The sequence below is a fragment of the Halorubrum sp. B53 genome (assembly GCF_059752395.1).
The window spans coordinates 482946-500334 of the sequence record NZ_MWTH01000012.1 but is presented as its reverse complement, the minus strand read 5'-3'; the positions used below and the strand labels follow the sequence as shown (position 1 = coordinate 500334).

Here is a 17389-nt window from a genome sequence, read left to right as displayed (position 1 = left end):
GCGGAGGTGGCGCCGTGATCGACGCGGAGGTGGCGCCGTGATCGACGTCGACGGCCTCACCTGTCGGTACGGCGGTGGTTCCGGGGACGAAGCCAGCGTCACGGCCGTCGACGACGCGACCCTCTCGGTCCCGGACGGCGAGTTCCTCGTCGTCGCGGGCGCGAACGGCTCCGGAAAGACGACGCTGGTCCGGACGTTCAACGGGCTCGTGACGCCGGACGCGGGGACGGTCTCGGTCAACGGGACGCCCGTCGAGAGCGACCTCGTCGCCGCCCGGACCGCGGTCGGCATGGTGTTCCAGGACCCACGCGACCAGCTCGTCGCGGCCACCGTCGGCGCCGACGTCGCGTTCGGCCCGGAGAACCTCGGCCTCGCGCACGACGAGATCGACCGCCGGGTCGCGGCGGCGCTCGACGCCGTAAACATGGCCGGGCGCGGGGACGACCGGATCGCGTCGCTGTCGGGCGGCGAGCGCGAGCGCGTCGCGATCGCCGGCGCGCTGGCGATGGAGCCGGATCACCTCGTCTTAGACGAGCCGTTCACCGGGCTCGACGAGCCGGCTCGCCGCTCGGTCGTGGACCGCCTCGAGGACCGCCACCGGGCGGGGACGAGCGTGATCGTCGTCACCCACGACCTCCGCGACGTGCTCGGGCTCGCCGACCGCGTGGTCGGGCTGGCGGACGGCCGGGTCGCGGTCGACGCCGCCCCGGAGGCGGCGGTCGCGGACCTGCCGGGACTGGACGTGCGGGTCCCCGCGGGAGCGACCGGAGACCGCCCCGACGAAACCCCCGCCTCGGACCCGTGACGCTCTCGTACGCGCCCGGCGACTCGCTCGCCCACCGGCTCGACCCGCGGTCGAAGCTGCTCGCGCAGGCCGGGTTCGCGGCCGCGGCGTACGCGTACACGACCCCCGGCGGGCTCGCGGCGCTCACCCTCCTCGCGGTCGGGTTCCTGCGGCTCGCTGGGGGCGACCTCCGCGACGTGTGGACCTACCGGTTCGCGCTTCCGGTACTCGCCCTCGCGCCCCTCGTGGCGGGCGCGACCCTCGGCGCGCCGTGGTTCCGCCCCGACCGCGCCGCGACCACGGGGCTCGCGAGCTACCGGGTCCTGCTGATCCTGATCGTCGCGGCGGGGTACGTCCGGTCGACGCCGGTCCGCGACTCCCGGGCGGCGCTCCAGCGGACGGTTCCCGGGAGGGCGGGGCAGTTCCTCGGCGTGGGCGTCGCGCTCGTGTTCCGGTTCCTCCCCCTGCTGAAGCGGGACTTGCTGACCGCGCGTGAAGCGATCCGCGCGCGCGGCGGCGACGCGCTCCCGGTTCGGGACCGGATCCGGCTCGTCGCCGTCGCCGGGATCAACCGGGCGTTCGGCCGGGCGGACCGGCTCGGGACCGCGCTGAACGCGCGCTGTTTCGCGTGGAACCCGACCCTCCCGCGGCTGGCGCTCGGGCGAACGGACGCGGTCGCGCTGGGGGTCGGGGTCGGCCTGTTCGCGGCCGCCCTCGTGGCCGTTCCCTGACCGGCCCAGAGACGCTCTTCCCCTCAGCGAGAATATCCCGAACGTTCATTATGATTCTGGGAGATGACGGACGTGTCACATGAAATTCGACCGATCGGAGACGCTCGACCGACTCGAATCAGTCGTCGCGGACGGCGACCCCGTGATCGGCGCCGGCGCGGGGACGGGGCTCTCGGCGAAATTCGCCGAGCGGGGCGGCGTCGACCTGCTCATCATCTACAACTCCGGACGCTACCGGATGAACGGGCGGGGGTCGCTGGCCGGGCTGCTCCCGTACGGCGACGCCAACGAGATCGTCGTCGAAATGGGTCACGAGGTGATCCCGGTCGTGGAGGACACGCCGGTGCTCGCGGGAGTCAACGGGACCGATCCGTTCCGTGAGATGAGCGTGTTCATCGAAGAGCTCAAGCGGCAGGGGTTCTCGGGCGTCCAGAACTTCCCGACCGTGGGCCTCATCGACGAAGACAGCGACTTCCGACGGAATCTGGAAGAGACCGGGATGGGGTACGACCGGGAGGTCGAGATGATCCGCGAGGCCAGCGAGCGCGGGATGCTAACGTGCCCGTACGTCTTCACCGAGGAGCAGGCCCGCGAGATGGTACGCGCCGGTGCGGACGTCGTCGTCTCGCACATGGGGCTGACCACCTCCGGCGACATCGGCGCCGAGACGGCGCTGGACCTGGAGACGGCCGCCGAGCGCGTCCAGGCCCACTGCGACGCCGCCAAATCGGTCGACGAGGACGTGATGGTTATCTGTCACGGCGGACCGATCGCCTGGCCCGACGACGCCCGGTACGTGCTCGAACACACCGACGACGTCGTCGGCTTCTTCGGCGCCTCCAGCATCGAGCGGCTCCCCACCGAGGAGGCGATAGAGGAGCAGGCCCGCGAGTTCAAGGAGATCGATCCGCGATGAGCGTCGTCATCGTCGGCACCCTCGACACCAAAGGCGAGGAGATCGGGTTCGCCCGAGACGTCCTCCGCGCCCAGGGCGTCGACGTCCACGTGGTCGACGTCGGCGTACTGGGTGAGCCTGAGTTCGAGCCGGACACGGGGGCCGACGCGGTCGCCGCGGCCGCCGACGCCTCTCTCAACGATCTCCGCGAGGCGGCCGACCGCGGCGAGGCCATCGACGCGATGGGCGAGGGCGCGGCCGCCGTGGTCTCGCGTATGCACGAGGCCGGCGAACTCGACGGCGTGTTGGGGCTCGGCGGGTCCGGAAACACCTCGGTCGCGACGGCGGCGATGCGCGCGCTCCCGGTCGGGGTTCCGAAGCTGATGGTCTCGACGATGGCCTCCGGCGACACCGAGCCCTACGTCGGCGCCACGGACATCGCGATGCTGTACTCCGTCGCCGACGTCGAGGGGCTCAATCAGCTCTCCCGACGGGTCATCGCCAACGCGGCGCTCGCGATGGTCGGGATGGTCGCGAACGACCCCGACGTCGAGGTCGAGGAGCGCCCAACGATCGGGATCACGATGTTCGGCGTGACCACCCCGTGCGTCCAGACCGCCCGCGAGCACCTCGAAGAGTGGGACTACGAGACGATCGTCTTCCACGCGACCGGGACGGGCGGTCGCGCCATGGAGAACCTCGTGGCGGAGGGCGTCATCGACGGCGTGCTCGACGTTACCACGACGGAGTGGGCCGACGAACTCGTCGGGGGCGTGCTCTCGGCCGGGCCGGACCGCCTCGACGCGGCCGGGGAGGCGGGGATCCCGCAGGTCGTCTCGACCGGCGCGCTCGATATGGTGAACTTCGGTCCGCGCGACTCCGTTCCCGAGCGGTTCGAAGGGCGTCAGTTCCACGTTCACAACCCGCAGGTGACGCTGATGCGAACGACCCCCGAGGAGTGCGCCGAGCTCGGCGAGATCATCGCCGAGAAGCTGAACGCCGCGACCGGCCCGACCGCGCTCGCGCTTCCACTCGACGGCGTCTCGATGCTCGACGTGGCCGGCGAGGCGTTCCACGACCCCGAGACGGACGCGGCGCTGTTCGACGCGCTCCGGCGCGGCGTCGACGACGACGTCGAGGTGATCGAGGTGGACGCCGACGTCAACGACGACGCGTTCGCCCGGGCCGTCGCCGAAAAGCTCGACGAGTACATGCGAGAGGCCGGAGTGGCGCCGGAGTGACGGGGCTGGACAGGGGGGACGGACAGGGAGATCGTGCCGTCCCGCGAGCCGATCGAACCGGGAGACGCGCTCCGCGTTGTGGCAAGTTTTAACCGGGCCGTATCCGCCTGATCGATCATGACTCCGCTGCAGGCGGCCACCCGGGAGACGTTCTGGACGATCGGTCCGGTGGGGAAGGCCGCGTTCTACTGGCTCGCCGCGGTCGCGATCCTCGTGTTCTGCTACGGCGTGTACGCCCGGTTCGCCGCGTACGCCCGCGGGAGCGCGGACCCCCGCGACCGGCTGTCGGACCTCCCGTCGCGGACCGTTGAGGCGACGCGGACCGTGCTCTCGAACGAGAACCAGTTCGACGGGGACGCGTACACCGGCGTGATGCACACGTTCGTGCTGTGGGGCTTCCTCACCCTGCTCGTCGCGACGACGATCCTCGGGTTCGACATCGACGTCTACCGCCCGATCGCGGGCGAGTCGTTCTGGGTGGGCGACTTCTACCTGGCCTACCAGTTCGTCGTCGACGCGTTCGGCCTGCTGTTCGTCGTCGGCGTCGGCATGGCCATGGCCCGCCGCTACCGCGAGCGCGACGGGCGGCTCTGGGGGAAACACACCTCGCTGGAGGACGACGCCTTCGTCTGGACCCTCTTCCTGCTCGGCGTCGGCGGCTTCGTCGTGCAGGCGCTCGGCATCGTCGGCCAGCCGGCGCGCGCCGACGAGACGGTGAGCTTCGTCGGGATGGCGATGGCCGCGGGGTTCCGGTGGGCCGGGCTGACGCCCGGCGGCGCCGAGTCGATCTACGCCGTTGTCTGGTGGAGCCACTCGCTGCTCGCGTTCGCGTTCATCGCGTGGATCCCGTACGCGAAGCCGTTCCACATGATCTCCTCGTTCGCGAACGTCGTCGCCCGCGACGAGAAGGCCGGCGCCCGGCTGCCGAACGTCCCGGCCGACCTCGACCACACGAACGCCGAGTCCATCGAGGACTTCACCTGGAAGGAGCTGATGGACGGCGACGCCTGCACGAAGTGCGGGCGGTGTACCGACGCCTGTCCGGCCGACACGGTCGGTCGAAACCTCGACCCGCGGGACGTCATCCTCGATTTAAAAGCGTACCGCGAGTCCGTCACCGACGACCCGGTGGCGGGAGCGGGCGGTAGCGGCGCGGTGGCGACCGATGGTGGCCGCGCAGCCGACGACGCGGCCACCGATGGCGGCGTCGCGAGCGCAGACGGCGGCACCGTCCCAATCGTCGCCGACGAGGGCGGCGTCATCGCCAGCGAGTCGATGGAGTCCTGTATGTCCTGTATGGCCTGTATGGACGCCTGCCCGGTCGACATCGAGCACCTCACCTCGTTCACGAAGCTGAACCGCCAGCTCGTCGACGAGGGCGCGGTCGACTCGAACCTCCAGGACGTGTTCCAGGACGTGATGCAGAAGGGGAACACCTTCGGCGAGTCGCAGTCGGCCCGCGGCGACTGGACCGACGAACTGGACGACGCCGTCGAGGTCCCGGACGCCCGCGAGACGGAGGTGGAGTACCTCTGGTACGTCGGCGACTACCCGAGTTTCGACGATCGCAATAAAAAGGTCGCCCGCGCGCTCGCCCGCCTCTTCGACGAGGCCGACGTGTCGTTCGGCATCCTCTTCGACGACGAGAAGACGGACGGCAACGACATCCGCCGGATCGGCGAGGAGTTCCTCTACCTCGAACTGGCGGGCCACCACGTCGAGACGTTCGCGGACTGCGAGTTCGACTCGATCGTCTGTACCGACCCGCACTCGTACAACACCATCAAAAACGAGTACCCCGAGGTCGACTTCGCGGAGTTCGCGGACGACCCGATGATGCCGTTCGACCGCGAGGAGCCGTGGAACGCCGACGGCGAGGTCGACGTGCGCCACTGGACGCAGGTGGTCGAGGAGTTAGTCGACGAGGGGCGACTCGGCCTGTCGGGCGGCGAGCTCGACTACACCGTCACCTACCACGACCCCTGTCACCTCGGCCGGTACAACGACGAGTACGAGGCGCCCCGCGAGCTGATCCGGGCGACCGGCGCCGACCTCTACGAGATGCCGCGCTCGCACGACGATTCCTTCTGCTGCGGCGGCGGCGGAGGCGGGCTCTGGACCGAACACGAGGAGGACGTGAAGCCGAGCGAGGAGCGGCTCCGCGAGGCGGTCGAGGACACCGACGCTGGCGGCGACGTCGAGAAGTTCGTCGTCGCCTGCCCGATGTGCACGACGATGTTCGAGGACGGCCGCAAGACGGGCGACTTCGAGGACGACGTGGAGATCGTCGACGTCGCGGAGCTGCTGATCGAGGCGGTGGAGGCTGGATCGAATTAAAAGCGAAATCTGTCAGGCGCCGCGCCCCGCGTCCCGCGGCCCCGATCGCGGCCGGGGCTCGACCGCGTCGTCGACCCGCCGCAACAGCGCACGCCCCGGCGCCCGGTCGCGAACGGGCGCGTCGCCGAGGTAGTCGATCAGCGCGTCGCGGAGGAGCTCGGCGCCCTCGGCGTCGAGCGCGCGGTCCCGTTCGATGCGCCGGATCGGTCGGCACTGCGCGGGGGCGTCGTCGCCGGCGTCCACCGCGGCCGCGCCCGCGTCGAGCAGGGCGGCGTGCGCGACCCACGCCTCCTCGCGGGAGAGCGAGAGCCGGATCCGGTTCCCGTTCGTCGGAGGGGTCATCGTCCCGGTCTTCGCACGGAGGGTCTTAAAAATACGCCCGAGTAGCGGGTCCGGACTTCGACGAGGGCGGGGCGTTCTACGCCGGCGCAGGCGGACCGCCGCCGATGAGAACTATATAGAGTATATATCGCACCCGAGTGGTACGTCCCGAGGTGTACTCCTCATAGCATACTATTTAACTCAAAAACGTCCACGGACAGGTGATGGCATCAAGCCACGACGCGGAGACTGAGGGGATCACGCGGCGGAAATCGCTTGCGGCGCTCGCCGGTGTCGGGGCCCTCGGTCTCGCCGGCTGTACGCAGAGCTCCGGAGACGGTTCCGACGGCGGAGACGACGGCCTCTCGGGCTCGATCAACATCGCCGGCTCCTCGACCGTCTTCCCGCTGATGAGCGCGATCGCGGAGGACTTCGCCGCGGACCACGACCAGCTCTCGATCGACATCAGCTCGACGGGTTCGGGCGGCGGGTTCTCGAACTACTTCTGCGTCGGCGACACCGACTTCAACAACGCGAGCCGAGAGATCCAGCCCGCAGAGGAGGAGCTCTGCGAGGAGAATGGCGTCGAGTACATCGAGCTCATCGCGGCGACGGACGCGCTCACGGTCGTCGTCAACCCCGAGGCCGATTGGATCGACTCGCTCACCATCGAGGAGTTGGCGACGATCTGGGAGGAGGACGCCGTCGAGACCTGGGACGAGGTCCGCGACGAGTTCCCGAACGAGGAGATCGAGCGGTTCGGCGCCGCCGACACCTCCGGGACGTACGACTACTTCATCGAGGCCATCTTAGAGGACCGCGGCCACACCAGCGACTACCAGGCGACCGAGCAGGACAACTCGATCGCGCAGGGGGTCTCGGGCAGCGAGTACGCGATCGGCTACTTCGGCTTCGCGTACTACTTCCAGAACCCCGACCAGCTCAAGGCGCTCGGGATCGACGACGGCGACGGTCCGGTCGAGCCCAGCCTCGAGACGGCGTCCAGCGGCGAGTACACTCCCCTCTCCCGGCCGCTGTTCACCTACCCGTCGATCGAGTCGCTCGGGAAGGAGCACGTCGCCGAGTTCGCCCGGTACTTCGTCGAGCAGACGACGAACGAGGACCTCGTCGCCGGCGACGTCGGGTACGTGCCCGCGACCGAGGAGACCCAGGAGGAGCAGATGGAGCTCCTCGAAGACGCCATCGAGCGGGCGCAGGAGTAACGTCCGCGATGAACCGGTGTATTGATTTACGACAGCGTTCGATACCCGACCGGTTGTGACAGATAGTACCGAGAGCCCCGATCTCCAGCGGCGGAGCGGGCTCAGACGACTGAAGGAGGGAACCTACGGCGGGCTCTTCGCCGCGTGCGCGGCGATCACCCTGCTCACGACGGTGGCGATCTTCGTGACGCTGCTGTCGGACGCGGTGGTGTTCTTCCAAGAGATCCCGATAACCGAGTTCCTGACCGGCACCAACTGGAGCCCGAACCCGGCCGGCGGCGGGCAGTCGTTCGGCATTATCCCCCTGCTGATCGGGACGCTCGTCGTGACGATCACGGCGGCGTTCATCGCGCTCCCCGTGGGGACGCTGACGGCGATCTACCTCAGCGAGTACGCGACGCCGAACGCGCGGTCGATACTGAAGCCGCTCTTGGAGATCCTCGCCGGTATTCCGACGGTCGTGTACGGCTACTTCGCGCTGGTGTACGTCACGCCGGCGCTGAAGGCGACGCTGTTCCCGGAGATGAGCACCTTCAACGCGCTCTCGGCGTCGATCATGGTCGGTATCATGACGATCCCGATGGTGTCGTCCATCTCCGAGGACGCGATGAGCGCGGTCCCGGACGACCTCCGGCAGGCCGGCTACGGGCTCGGGGCGACGAAGTTCGAGGTGTCGACCGGGATCGTGGTCCCGGCCTCCATCTCGGGGATCGCCTCTTCGTACATCCTCGCGGTGTCTCGCGCCATCGGCGAGACGATGATCGTCGTCGTCGCGATGGGCGCGCAGGCGCGGATGCCGACGGTCAGAGAGGCCGCCTTCGGGATCCCGATCGTCAACCCCGCCGACGTCCTCTTGGACTCCGGGATGACGATCACCGTCGCCATGGTGCAGATCGCCGGCGGGGACCTCACGGGCGGGTCGATCCCGTACGACTCGATGTTCGCGCTCGGACTCACGCTGTTCGTGGTGACGCTCGTCATGAACGTGATCAGTGATATTATCGCACAGCGGTACCGGGAGGAGTACTGATGGCGACGGACACCGAAAACGCGAACGTTGGCGGGTTCGGCGAGGTGAGCCGGGTCCGCGGAGCCGTCTTCGAGTACCTCTCGCTGGGTGCGAGCGTGGTCGGCCTCGTCGCGCTCGGCGTGCTGCTCGTCTACGTCACGATCGACGCCTTCGACCTGGCGAGCGCCAGTCCGGAGTGGCTGCTGACGTACTTCGTCACCCTCGTCGTTCCCTTCCTCGCGTTCTGCCTGTACAGCGTGAGCGACCCGGCGGTGACCCGGCGGTCCCTCGTCGCACTCGGCGGAGGGCTCGTCGCCGTCGCGTCAATTTTCACCGCGATCGAGGCGTTTGTCGCGTCGATCCCGCGGCTTACCTGGCAGCTCGCGTACCTCTTCGTCGTCGCCATGCCGGTCGCGGCGTACCTCGCGTACGTCGGCAGCCGCGGCCGGGTCGGCGCCGTCGGCTTCGGGCTGGTGGGCCGGCTCGTCGGCGGGATCGCGATCGGCCTCGCCGTGGGGACGCTGTTCTTAGTGTTCGACCCGCTGGTGTGGTTCCTCGCGTACACGCTCGGGGTGTTCCCGGCCGCGGCGCTGTACGCGTACGGCCGCTGGCGGCCGGCGCCGCGGGCGGCGACCGCCGCGATCCCCGTCGGCGTCGTCGGTCTGGTCGTCGCCGTGGTCCTCCGCGGCGTTGTCACCACGTACCCCTCCGACCTCATCATCTACCTCTGGACGCTCGCGGTCCCGATCGCGGTCGCCGGGGGAATCGTCGTCGCCGGCCGGGGGAGCCGGACCACTGCGGTCGCCGCCGGCGGCGTCCCGCTCGCCGTCGCGACCGCGGGCGGCTTCCTCGCCGGGAGCGTCGGGATCCCCGGACCCACCGCGCTGATCGTGCTCGTCGTGACGGGCGTGCCGACCCTCGTCTACGTCCACCGCGCGATCGACGTCGGCGAGGGACTCGTCGGGCTGGCGCTGCCGGTCCTCCTCGTCGGTGGCGCGCTCGTCGGCGCGTTCCTCGTCGAGGCGTTCGGCTTCCCGGCGCCGAACCCGTGGCTCGACGCCGGGTTCGTCACCGAGGCGCCGTCGCGGACCGCGGCCGAAGCCGGGCTGTATCCGGCGATCGTCGGCTCGGTGATCATCATCGCGCTGGTCGCGGTGCTGTCGTTCGTGCTCGGCGTGGGGACCTCCGTCTTCTTAGAGGAGTACACGGCGGGGAGCGGCCTCGTCGGGTCGCTGACGCGGCTGCTTCAGGTGAACATCGCGAACCTCGCCGCCATCCCGTCGGTCGTGTACGGGCTGCTCGGACTGGGGCTGTTCGCGAACCTGCTCGGGTTCGGGCTCGGGACCGCGTTGACGGCCTCGCTGACACTGTCGCTCCTGATATTGCCGATCACGATCATCTCGGCGCAGGAGGCGATCCGGTCGGTCCCGGACGACCTGCGCCAGGGGTCGGACGCGATGGGCGCGACGCGCTGGCAGACGACGAAGAACGTCGTCCTCCCGGAGGCGTTACCCGGGATTCTGACCGGGACGATCCTCGCGCTCGGTCGGGCGATCGGCGAGACCGCGCCGCTCATTATGATCGGGGCGGCGACGACGGTGTTCAGCGCGCCGGACAGCCTCTTCAGTCGGCTGAGTGCGATGCCGATGCAGATCTACGCGTGGGCGAACTTCCCGCAGGCGGAGTTCCGGTACGGCGTCGTCGCGGCCGGCGTTATCACGCTGCTGATCATCCTCATCGGCATGAACGGAACGGCGATACTGCTGCGGAACCGCGCGGAACGGGGGAACTAACATGAGTAACACCGAAACAGAAGCGAGCGACTCGCTCATCACGACGGACGTAGAGACCGGATCGAACGGCCGAACGGCGGAGACCGGGGGGACCGCAGTCGCCGCGCGCGACCTGGACGTCTTCTACGGCGACGAACAGGCGATCGACGACGTGTCGATCGAGATCCCCGAGAAGCGGGTGACCGCGCTGATCGGCCCCTCGGGCTGCGGCAAGTCGACGTTCCTCCGGTGTATCAACCGGATGAACGACATGATCGAGGTCTGCCGGGTCGAGGGCGACGTGGAGTTCGGCGGGAAGAACGTGTACGACGACGACGTCGACCCGGTCGCCTTACGCCGGAAGATCGGGATGGTGTTCCAGAAGCCGAACCCGTTCCCGAAGTCCATCCGCGACAACGTCGCGTACGGCCTCAAGATCCAGGGGTTCGACGGCGACGTCGACGAGCGCGTCGAGGAGTCGCTGAAGGCCGCCGCGCTGTGGGACGAGGTGAACGACCAGCTCGATTCGTCGGGGCTCGACCTCTCCGGCGGACAACAACAGCGGCTCTGTATCGCCCGCGCCATCGCGCCTGACCCGGAAGTGGTCCTGATGGACGAGCCGACCTCGGCGCTCGACCCCGTGGCGGCCTCGAAGATCGAGGACCTCATCGACGACCTCGCGGAGGAGTACACCGTCATCATCGTCACGCACAACATGCAGCAGGCGGCGCGCATCTCCGACCGGACCGCCGTCTTCCTCACGGGCGGGCGGCTCGTCGAGTACGACGACACCACCAAGATCTTCGAGGACCCCGAGGAACAGCGCGTCGAGGACTACATCACGGGGAAGTTCGGGTAGATGCCCCGCGAGAACTACCAGGAGCGGCTCGAGCAGCTCCGGAGCGACGTGGTCGCGATGGGCGACCTGGTCCTCGACCGGTACGAGACCGCCCTCCGCGCGGCCGAGACGGGCGACGACGACCTCGCCGCCGAGGTGATCGACGGCGACCACGAGATCAACGCCCGGTACCTCGAACTGGAGGAGGAGTGCACGGAGCTGCTCGCACTCCAGCAGCCCGTGGCCGGGGACCTCCGGCTGGTGACGGCGTCGTTCAAGATCATCACCGATCTCGAACGCGTCGGCGACCTGGCGACGAACATCGCCGAGTACGGCGGCGACGACGGCGGGATCCACCCGGCCGTCGACTTCCGTGAGCTCGGCGACGCGGCCGGCGAGATGGTCGCGGACGCGGTCGCGGCCTACGAGGCGTCCGACGCCGAGGCCTGTCGGGAGATCGACGCCCGGGACGACGACCTCGACGAGCGCTGCCGCCGGGCCAGCGAGGCGGTCGTGCGGAGCCTGCTCGAGGCCGACCGCGCCCGCACCGAGGCGGACGGGACCGAGGAGCCGGACCCGGACCGACTCGCGGACACGCTCGACGAGATATCCCACGCCCTGCTGGCGATCCGCGACCTCGAACGCGTCGGGGACCACGGGGTCAACATCGCCGCCCGGACGCTGTACATGATCGAGAGCGACGACGAGCTGATCTATTGAACGACATCGTCGTCGAGGCGATCGCGGGGGTCGGCCTCGACGTGAACGGACGAGAGCCGGGACACGTCTCCGAGGAGGCGCTCGCCGCCTCGGACTTCGTCGCCACGATGGGCTGTGCGACGCTGGAGCTGGACGGGGTCGACACCGACGACTGGCACCTCGACGACCCGGGCGAACGCCCGATCGAGGAGGTCCGCGCGATCCGCGACGAGGTCGAGCGCCGCGTGGTCGCCGTCTTCGACGAGCGGTTCGGCGAGGACGGCGGCGAGCGGTACGCGACCGGTCGCTTCTGGAAGGCCTCGCCGATCGAAAAATCGCCGGTCGCCGGTCTGACTCCGGCGATCCGACCGAGCCTCGAGACGGCTCGCGCGTCCGGGGACGCTACGCGTCCGTGATGCTTATCTGTCGGTTGAGGTGGGAGTCGACGTAGTCGCCGTCGTACTCCCAGTTCGTGGACGGGCCCCTGCCGCCGCCGGCGGGATTGAAGGCGCGACTGACGGCCCGCAGTCGGATCCGGTAGGCGCCCTGCTGGTAGCCGGCGGGCACCTCGAACACGACGGTCTGTTTGCGGCTCCGATCGCCGACCGACTGGTGCCAGTACGAGTACCGGTTTGACGGACCGCCGCTCGACGACGGCTAAGTCACCGGCGGATTCCGGCCGCAGCCGTGCGCCGACGCTCGAACGCTCCGGAAGTGTTCGCCCCACGCTCTGAAGGACACGCGGATACCGATGTCTTCCCCGGCCGGTCGCTCGATCCGCGGACACGACTCGGTGATGTCGTTGTCCCACTCCTCGGGCCGTTCCGACATCGGTCCCCAAGCGAGGTCGGTGAGCTCGAGGTCCGGCGCCCGGTTGTCGACCGTGATCGTCGAGGCGGGCGAAGTCGACAGAGGTTCCATGTCCGAGTCGGCGAGCTGGAGCCGCACCTCGTAGGTTCCGTTCCGGTAGCCGCGGGTGTTCCAGTTCAGCACCCAGAACGGGAACAACAGCGGGTTGTCGTTGAGCGTCTCGCCGTAGCACGACTCCAGATACGGCACATCGAGGATCGGGTACCAGCCGTCGGTCCCGGTCGGCTGCACGTGAACCGGGTCGCGGCCGATCGCCGGCACGTGCCACTCGTGGCCGGTGAACGGTCGCTCGGAGCCCCCCTCGTAGGAGTACAGCACCCGGTAGTAGGCCGCCTCCTCGAAGCGGTGACAGCCGTGTAGCTGTAGCGTTCCGGCGAACGGGGCGGTGCCGTCGGGCCGGCCGGTGGACGAGCCGGGCGGTTTCGGGCGGTTGATCCGCCGGGCGTAGCCGGTGGCGTCGTCGTAGATCGGGCTCCGGGTCGGCATCAGACCGATGGACTCGATGGACGGCGTCTCGCACTCGACGTTCTCGGGCGTGAGCCCGTCGCAGGTCGGGATCGAGTTCGCGTTGTCGTCGGCGACGAGGTCGACGTCCAGGGAGCCGCCCTCGTCCCAGCGGACGTCGAAGTACCCCTCCGAGTAGATCGTCTCCGGCGTCCCGTCGCCGTCGACGTCCTGCGTGACGCGGAAGGTGATGTCGGGCACGTCGACGATGGTCCGCCACTCCGGCACGGACACGTCCCGACACCGGAGGAATGGACCGGCAAGCCGGTCGGGGTCGATCGCGGCGAGGATCTCGGAATCGACAGGGATCTCGTCCCCGAGCAGTTCGACTCGTTCGTCGGGATCCGGGCGGGCGAACCCCTTCGGCAGCGGCGGCTCGGGGGGGTCGGGAAACGCCGGCCGATCGAGTAGCGCCGCGGTCTCGGGCTCGAGATCGCCGAACGCACCGCGCTCGGAGCCCGCGCCGAGCCGCAGCGCGATGTCCTCGCCGACGAGCTCGGCCGTGCGCTCGAACGCGCCCGGATCGAACAGCCGCCCGGGCCGGGGGGACGGGTCGGGTCGCGGCCGCGGGGACGGATCGGGTCGCGGTCGGGGCTCCGGCGGGATCACCGGGTCCGGGAACACCTCGGGCCGTTCGAGCACGTCCCGGAGCCGGGGACGGGCTATCTCGGGGAGACAGACGCGTTCGCGGCGGAAGCTGAGGACGCGGTCGATGTCCCAGCGCGGGACGTGGACGCAGAACTCCCCGCACTCGTTGGTCGTCGTCGTCGCGACCGTCTCCCGCGTGCAGTCGAACGGGAAGAACCAGCCGTAGCCGAGGTCCGACGGGAAATAAGAGAGGAACGAGCAGTCGGTGTCCTCGACGTGGACGGTCGCGTTCGGGACGGGATGGTACTCGTCGGTTTCCGCATCGTAGGTGACGACGCGTCCGCAGACCCGCCGGAAGCCCAGCAGGTCGGGATCGATCGCGAACTCCAGGTGGTCGCGAACGTCGAGGGCCGTCGATCCCTCCAGATCCAGCGGCACGTCGTCGGACAGCGTTCGGATGTGGTGCAGTTGTCGATCGGTCACTCGCCAGTCGTCCGGCGTGACGGCGTTGGGCTGTTTCACCGCGACGCGGTCGTCGGCGTCCGGACTGACTGTCGCTTTGATGTCGCGAGCGAGGATGTCGTCGAACATCGCGACGTCCCGAAGGTCTTCCTCCGTGGCCGCCTCCAGGTCGTCGAGCGTCTCGTAGCCGGCGACGCGGAGCGCCTTCGCTCGCTTGGGGCCGATACCAGGGATCTTCTCCAGTTCGGGTGGGTCGTTTGTGGACATTACGGACACCCTTGGTCCTGTATCCGACAGGACGATAAGTAAATATATTTTAATGACATATATTTTTAACCCAAAATGAGACATACAACATACCGAGCGTTCGAAATTGAGACCGTCGCGACGCCGACGGCCGGCGGACGCGTGCCCCGAGGTCGACGAACGCTTACTCCGGTTCGGCCCGAATCCGCACTTCGATGCCGTCGCCGTCGATAACCGCGATCCCGCCCTCCCGCTCCTCGACGGCGAACTCGACGGCGCCGTCGGACGCGACCGCGTCGAGTCGGGTCCGCACCGCGTCGAGCGCGGCGTCGTCCGGCACGACTACCTCGAACCACGCGAGCCCGCGCCCGGACGCCGGCCTCGTCCGGCCCCGCCACGTGTTCGCGCCGAGGTGGTGGTGGTAGCCGCCGGCGGCGACGAACCGGACGTCGGGTCCGGTCATGCCGACCTCGAAGCCGAGCCCGTCGACGTACACCGCCTCGAACGCCGACAGCGACGTGACCTCGAGGTGGACGTGGCCGACGTCGGTGCCGGGCGGGACGCGGTCGACGGACGAGTCCGACGCCTCCCCCGACTCCCCGCCCGCCGCCGCGGCGACCTCCTCGACGTCGAGCGGCTCGGTCGCCATCCGGACCGTGTCGTCGTCGGCGAGCGGCCACTCCTCGCGGGAGCGGTCGCGGTAGATCTCCACGCCGTTCCCCTCCGGGTCGTCGAGGTAGAGCGCCTCGCTGACGAGGTGGTCGGAGGCGCCGTCGAGCCGCCAGCGGTCGCGCACCCGGCCCAGCGCCTCGCCGAGCGCGGCTCGGGAGGGGACCCGGAACGCCGTGTGAAAGAGTCCGGCGTCGGTGGGGCCGCGCTCGGGGGCGTCCGGGTCGCGTCGCAGGACGAGCAGCTCCTCGTCGCCGACACCGAGGACGGCCTCGTCGCCGTCGCGGTCGAGGACCGCGAGGCCGACGACGTCGCGGTAGAAGGCGGTCGTCTCGCCGAGGTCGGCGACGCGGAGCGCGGCGCGGCCGATCCGCGTCCCGGCCGGGAGGCGGTCGGCGTGAGGATCACCGGTCATACCTCTACTGAGGGGCGCCGCGCGTTCAACGCGTCGGTCGCGGAAGCCGGGGTCCGGGGATCCGCCCGCGATCGGGTCGGCGAATCCCACCCGATCGTCCGTTAGAGTCAAGCGGTGGGGCGACGCAGTACCCGACATGAGCGTCGAACAGGAGGAGCGGGCCATCCGGTGTCTGGTCGCGAAGGTCGGGCTCGACGGCCACGATCGGGGCGCACACGTGATCGCGCGGGCGTTCCGCGACGCCGGCTTCGAGGTCGTCTACTCCGGGCTCCACCGCGCGCCCGAGGACATCGTGCAGGCGGCGGTCCAAGAGGACGTCGACGTGCTCGGGATCTCGATCCTCTCGGGCGCGCACAACACCCTCGTGCCGAAGGTGATAGAGGGGTTAAAAGAGTACGACGCCTTCGAGGACACCCTCATCCTAGTCGGCGGGATCATCCCCGACGACGACGAGGACGAGCTCAAGGAGCTCGGCGTCGCCGAGGTGTTCGGGCCGGGCACGCCGATGGAGGAGACGATCGAGTTCATCCGGAACAACGTGCCGGAGCGAGCGTAGATGGACGGGCCGCAACGCGACGGGTCGGCGGCGGGAGCCCCGGAGCTGGACGACCGCGACGCCGAGCTCGTCGAGGAGCTGCTCGCCGGGAGCCACCGGGCGCTCGCCCGCGTCATCACCCGGATCGAGGACCGCGCCGCTGGCCACCGGGCGATCGTCTCCGCGCTCCACGAGCACACCGGCGGCGCGGACGTGATCGGGATCACGGGCTCGCCCGGCGCCGGGAAGTCGACGCTCGTCGACAAGCTGGCGGCCGCCTACCGCGAGCGCGGCGACACCGTCGGCGTCGTCGCGGTCGACCCCTCCTCGCCGTACACCGGCGGCGCCGTGCTCGGGGACCGGATCCGGATGGGATCGAACGTCGGCGACATGGACGTCTTCTTCCGGTCGATGAGCGCGCGCGGCCAGCTCGGCGGGCTCTCGATGGCGACCGCGGACGCCGTGAAGGCGCTCGACGCCTTCGGGAAGGACGTCGTCGTCATCGAGACGGTCGGCGCCGGCCAGAACGAGGTCGACGTGGTGCGGACCGCCGACACGGTCGCGGTACTCGTCCAGCCCGGCTCCGGCGACGACGTGCAGACGCTGAAGGCCGGCATCTTAGAGATCGGCGACGTGTTCGTCGTCAACAAGGCCGACATGGACGGCGCGGAGCGCACCCTCGCCGAGCTAGAGGAGATGGTCCACCGGCGCGAGGGACCGACGAAGGGGCTGGAGACGGGCCATCACGGGTTCGACGCGCCGGAGCACCCGGACGACCCGGATCGCTTCGACGACTCGGGCGACTCCGAGGGCGACGGCGACTCGGACGCCGACGAGTGGACCCCCGAGGTGCTCCGGACGGTCGCGAACACGGGCGAGGGCGTCGACGAGCTGATCGCGGCGTTCGACGCCCACGCCGCGCACCTCCGGGAGTCGGGCGAGATCGAGGCGACGAAGCGCCGGCGCTACGCCGAGGAGATCCGGACGCTCGTGCGCTCGGACGTCGGCGCGCTGGCGGCCGACGAGATCGAACGGCGCGGCGGGGTCGACCGGCTCGCCGAGGCGGTCCGCCGGCGCGAGACCGACCCGTACAGCGTCGCCGCCGAGGTCGTCGCCCCCATCGTCGACTGCGTGGAGACGGACCGGGAGTGACCGACCGAGCGGTGACGGCCGGGCAGCAACGGGCGGGCGGCGACGGACGGCGGCGCGACCGCCCGGTCGGGCCACGAGGTATAAGTCGCCAGCGGACC

Annotated in this window: 17 protein-coding genes; 13 read left to right on the top strand and 4 right to left on the bottom strand. The window is 69.7% G+C overall.

Annotated elements, in window-relative coordinates:
* The first annotated feature begins 37 nt into the window (after positions 1-37).
* From B4V06_RS11700 to B4V06_RS11680, 5 genes are all read left to right on the top strand, one after another.
* Entirely contained in the window at positions 38-805 is a 768-nt protein-coding gene (locus tag B4V06_RS11700; RefSeq protein WP_498170047.1) for an energy-coupling factor ABC transporter ATP-binding protein, read from the top strand.
* The gene (locus tag B4V06_RS11695; RefSeq protein ID WP_498170046.1) at positions 802-1515 is read left to right on the top strand and encodes an energy-coupling factor transporter transmembrane component T family protein; all 714 of its coding nucleotides are present in this window, start codon (positions 802-804) and stop codon (positions 1513-1515) included. The genes B4V06_RS11700 and B4V06_RS11695 overlap by 4 nt, the downstream gene beginning before the upstream one ends.
* A gap of 79 nt (positions 1516-1594) precedes the next feature.
* Positions 1595-2431 carry a phosphoenolpyruvate hydrolase family protein gene (locus B4V06_RS11690; RefSeq protein WP_498170044.1) on the top strand — a complete coding sequence of 279 codons (837 nt, stop codon included), beginning with the start codon at positions 1595-1597 and terminating at the stop codon, positions 2429-2431.
* On the top strand, positions 2428-3651 hold the full coding sequence (locus B4V06_RS11685) for a Tm-1-like ATP-binding domain-containing protein (RefSeq protein ID WP_498170043.1): 1224 nt from the start codon (positions 2428-2430) through the stop codon (positions 3649-3651). The genes B4V06_RS11690 and B4V06_RS11685 overlap by 4 nt, the downstream gene beginning before the upstream one ends.
* A gap of 117 nt (positions 3652-3768) precedes the next feature.
* Positions 3769-5988: a (Fe-S)-binding protein gene (locus tag B4V06_RS11680; protein ID WP_498170042.1), complete on the top strand. Its 2220-nt coding sequence runs from the start codon at positions 3769-3771 to the stop codon at positions 5986-5988.
* Positions 5989-6000: 12 nt separating this feature from the next.
* On the opposite strand, the gene B4V06_RS11675 is transcribed toward B4V06_RS11680, so the two are convergent.
* The gene (locus B4V06_RS11675; protein ID WP_123114051.1) at positions 6001-6330 is read right to left on the bottom strand and encodes a DUF7853 family protein; all 330 of its coding nucleotides are present in this window, start codon (positions 6328-6330) and stop codon (positions 6001-6003) included.
* A 203-nt stretch (positions 6331-6533) separates the two neighbouring features.
* On the opposite strand from B4V06_RS11675, the gene B4V06_RS11670 reads away from it, so the two are divergent.
* From B4V06_RS11670 to B4V06_RS11645, 6 genes are read left to right on the top strand one after another with little or no spacing between them, the layout of a single operon-like run.
* Positions 6534-7532 carry a PstS family phosphate ABC transporter substrate-binding protein gene (locus B4V06_RS11670; protein ID WP_498170041.1) on the top strand — a complete coding sequence of 333 codons (999 nt, stop codon included), beginning with the start codon at positions 6534-6536 and terminating at the stop codon, positions 7530-7532.
* Positions 7533-7587: 55 nt separating this feature from the next.
* A complete protein-coding gene (gene pstC / locus B4V06_RS11665) occupies positions 7588-8562 on the top strand; it encodes a phosphate ABC transporter permease subunit PstC (protein WP_123114049.1) in 975 nt (324 codons plus the stop codon).
* Complete coding sequence (gene pstA / locus B4V06_RS11660; protein WP_498170039.1) at positions 8562-10334, top strand: phosphate ABC transporter permease PstA; 1773 nt, start codon at positions 8562-8564, stop codon at positions 10332-10334. Before pstC ends, pstA begins: the two co-directional genes overlap by 1 nt.
* 1 nt (position 10335) lies before the next feature.
* On the top strand, positions 10336-11172 hold the full coding sequence (gene pstB / locus B4V06_RS11655) for a phosphate ABC transporter ATP-binding protein PstB (RefSeq protein WP_123114047.1): 837 nt from the start codon (positions 10336-10338) through the stop codon (positions 11170-11172).
* A complete protein-coding gene (gene phoU, locus B4V06_RS11650; RefSeq protein WP_123114046.1) occupies positions 11173-11871 on the top strand; it encodes a phosphate signaling complex protein PhoU in 699 nt (232 codons plus the stop codon).
* Positions 11868-12266: a hypothetical protein gene (locus B4V06_RS11645; protein ID WP_498170037.1), complete on the top strand. Its 399-nt coding sequence runs from the start codon at positions 11868-11870 to the stop codon at positions 12264-12266. Before phoU ends, B4V06_RS11645 begins: the two co-directional genes overlap by 4 nt.
* Here the strand turns inward: B4V06_RS11645 and B4V06_RS11640 are convergent.
* From B4V06_RS11640 to B4V06_RS11630, 3 genes are all read right to left on the bottom strand, one after another.
* Positions 12253-12426: a hypothetical protein gene (locus B4V06_RS11640; RefSeq protein ID WP_498170035.1), complete on the bottom strand. Its 174-nt coding sequence runs from the start codon at positions 12424-12426 to the stop codon at positions 12253-12255. The genes B4V06_RS11645 and B4V06_RS11640 overlap by 14 nt on opposite strands.
* A gap of 81 nt (positions 12427-12507) precedes the next feature.
* Positions 12508-14541: a helix-hairpin-helix domain-containing protein gene (locus tag B4V06_RS11635; protein ID WP_498170033.1), complete on the bottom strand. Its 2034-nt coding sequence runs from the start codon at positions 14539-14541 to the stop codon at positions 12508-12510.
* 163 nt (positions 14542-14704) lie between these two features.
* A complete protein-coding gene (locus B4V06_RS11630; RefSeq protein WP_498170031.1) occupies positions 14705-15604 on the bottom strand; it encodes a VOC family protein in 900 nt (299 codons plus the stop codon).
* Positions 15605-15740: 136 nt separating this feature from the next.
* Here B4V06_RS11630 and B4V06_RS11625 point away from each other — a divergent pair, with 136 nt between their 5' ends.
* Complete coding sequence (locus B4V06_RS11625) at positions 15741-16160, top strand: cobalamin B12-binding domain-containing protein (RefSeq protein ID WP_123114043.1); 420 nt, start codon at positions 15741-15743, stop codon at positions 16158-16160.
* A complete protein-coding gene (meaB, locus tag B4V06_RS11620; RefSeq protein ID WP_123114042.1) occupies positions 16161-17291 on the top strand; it encodes a methylmalonyl Co-A mutase-associated GTPase MeaB in 1131 nt (376 codons plus the stop codon).
* Positions 17292-17389: the final 98 nt, after the last annotated feature.

What these genes read in the sequence shown, in the direction of transcription:
- B4V06_RS11690 (WP_498170044.1), top strand. Translation starts at nt 1,595, where the DNA reads ATGAAATTCGACCGATCGGAGACGCTCGACCGACTCGAATCAGTCGTC.
- B4V06_RS11685 (WP_498170043.1), top strand. Translation starts at nt 2,428, where the DNA reads ATGAGCGTCGTCATCGTCGGCACCCTCGACACCAAAGGCGAGGAGATC.
- B4V06_RS11680 (WP_498170042.1), top strand. Translation starts at nt 3,769, where the DNA reads ATGACTCCGCTGCAGGCGGCCACCCGGGAGACGTTCTGGACGATCGGT.
- B4V06_RS11675 (WP_123114051.1), bottom strand. Translation starts at nt 6,330, where the DNA reads ATGACCCCTCCGACGAACGGGAACCGGATCCGGCTCTCGCTCTCCCGC.
- B4V06_RS11670 (WP_498170041.1), top strand. Translation starts at nt 6,534, where the DNA reads ATGGCATCAAGCCACGACGCGGAGACTGAGGGGATCACGCGGCGGAAA.
- pstA (WP_498170039.1), top strand. Translation starts at nt 8,562, where the DNA reads ATGGCGACGGACACCGAAAACGCGAACGTTGGCGGGTTCGGCGAGGTG.
- pstB (WP_123114047.1), top strand. Translation starts at nt 10,336, where the DNA reads ATGAGTAACACCGAAACAGAAGCGAGCGACTCGCTCATCACGACGGAC.
- phoU (WP_123114046.1), top strand. Translation starts at nt 11,173, where the DNA reads ATGCCCCGCGAGAACTACCAGGAGCGGCTCGAGCAGCTCCGGAGCGAC.
- B4V06_RS11635 (WP_498170033.1), bottom strand. Translation starts at nt 14,541, where the DNA reads ATGTCCACAAACGACCCACCCGAACTGGAGAAGATCCCTGGTATCGGC.
- B4V06_RS11630 (WP_498170031.1), bottom strand. Translation starts at nt 15,604, where the DNA reads ATGACCGGTGATCCTCACGCCGACCGCCTCCCGGCCGGGACGCGGATC.
- B4V06_RS11625 (WP_123114043.1), top strand. Translation starts at nt 15,741, where the DNA reads ATGAGCGTCGAACAGGAGGAGCGGGCCATCCGGTGTCTGGTCGCGAAG.
- meaB (WP_123114042.1), top strand. Translation starts at nt 16,161, where the DNA reads ATGGACGGGCCGCAACGCGACGGGTCGGCGGCGGGAGCCCCGGAGCTG.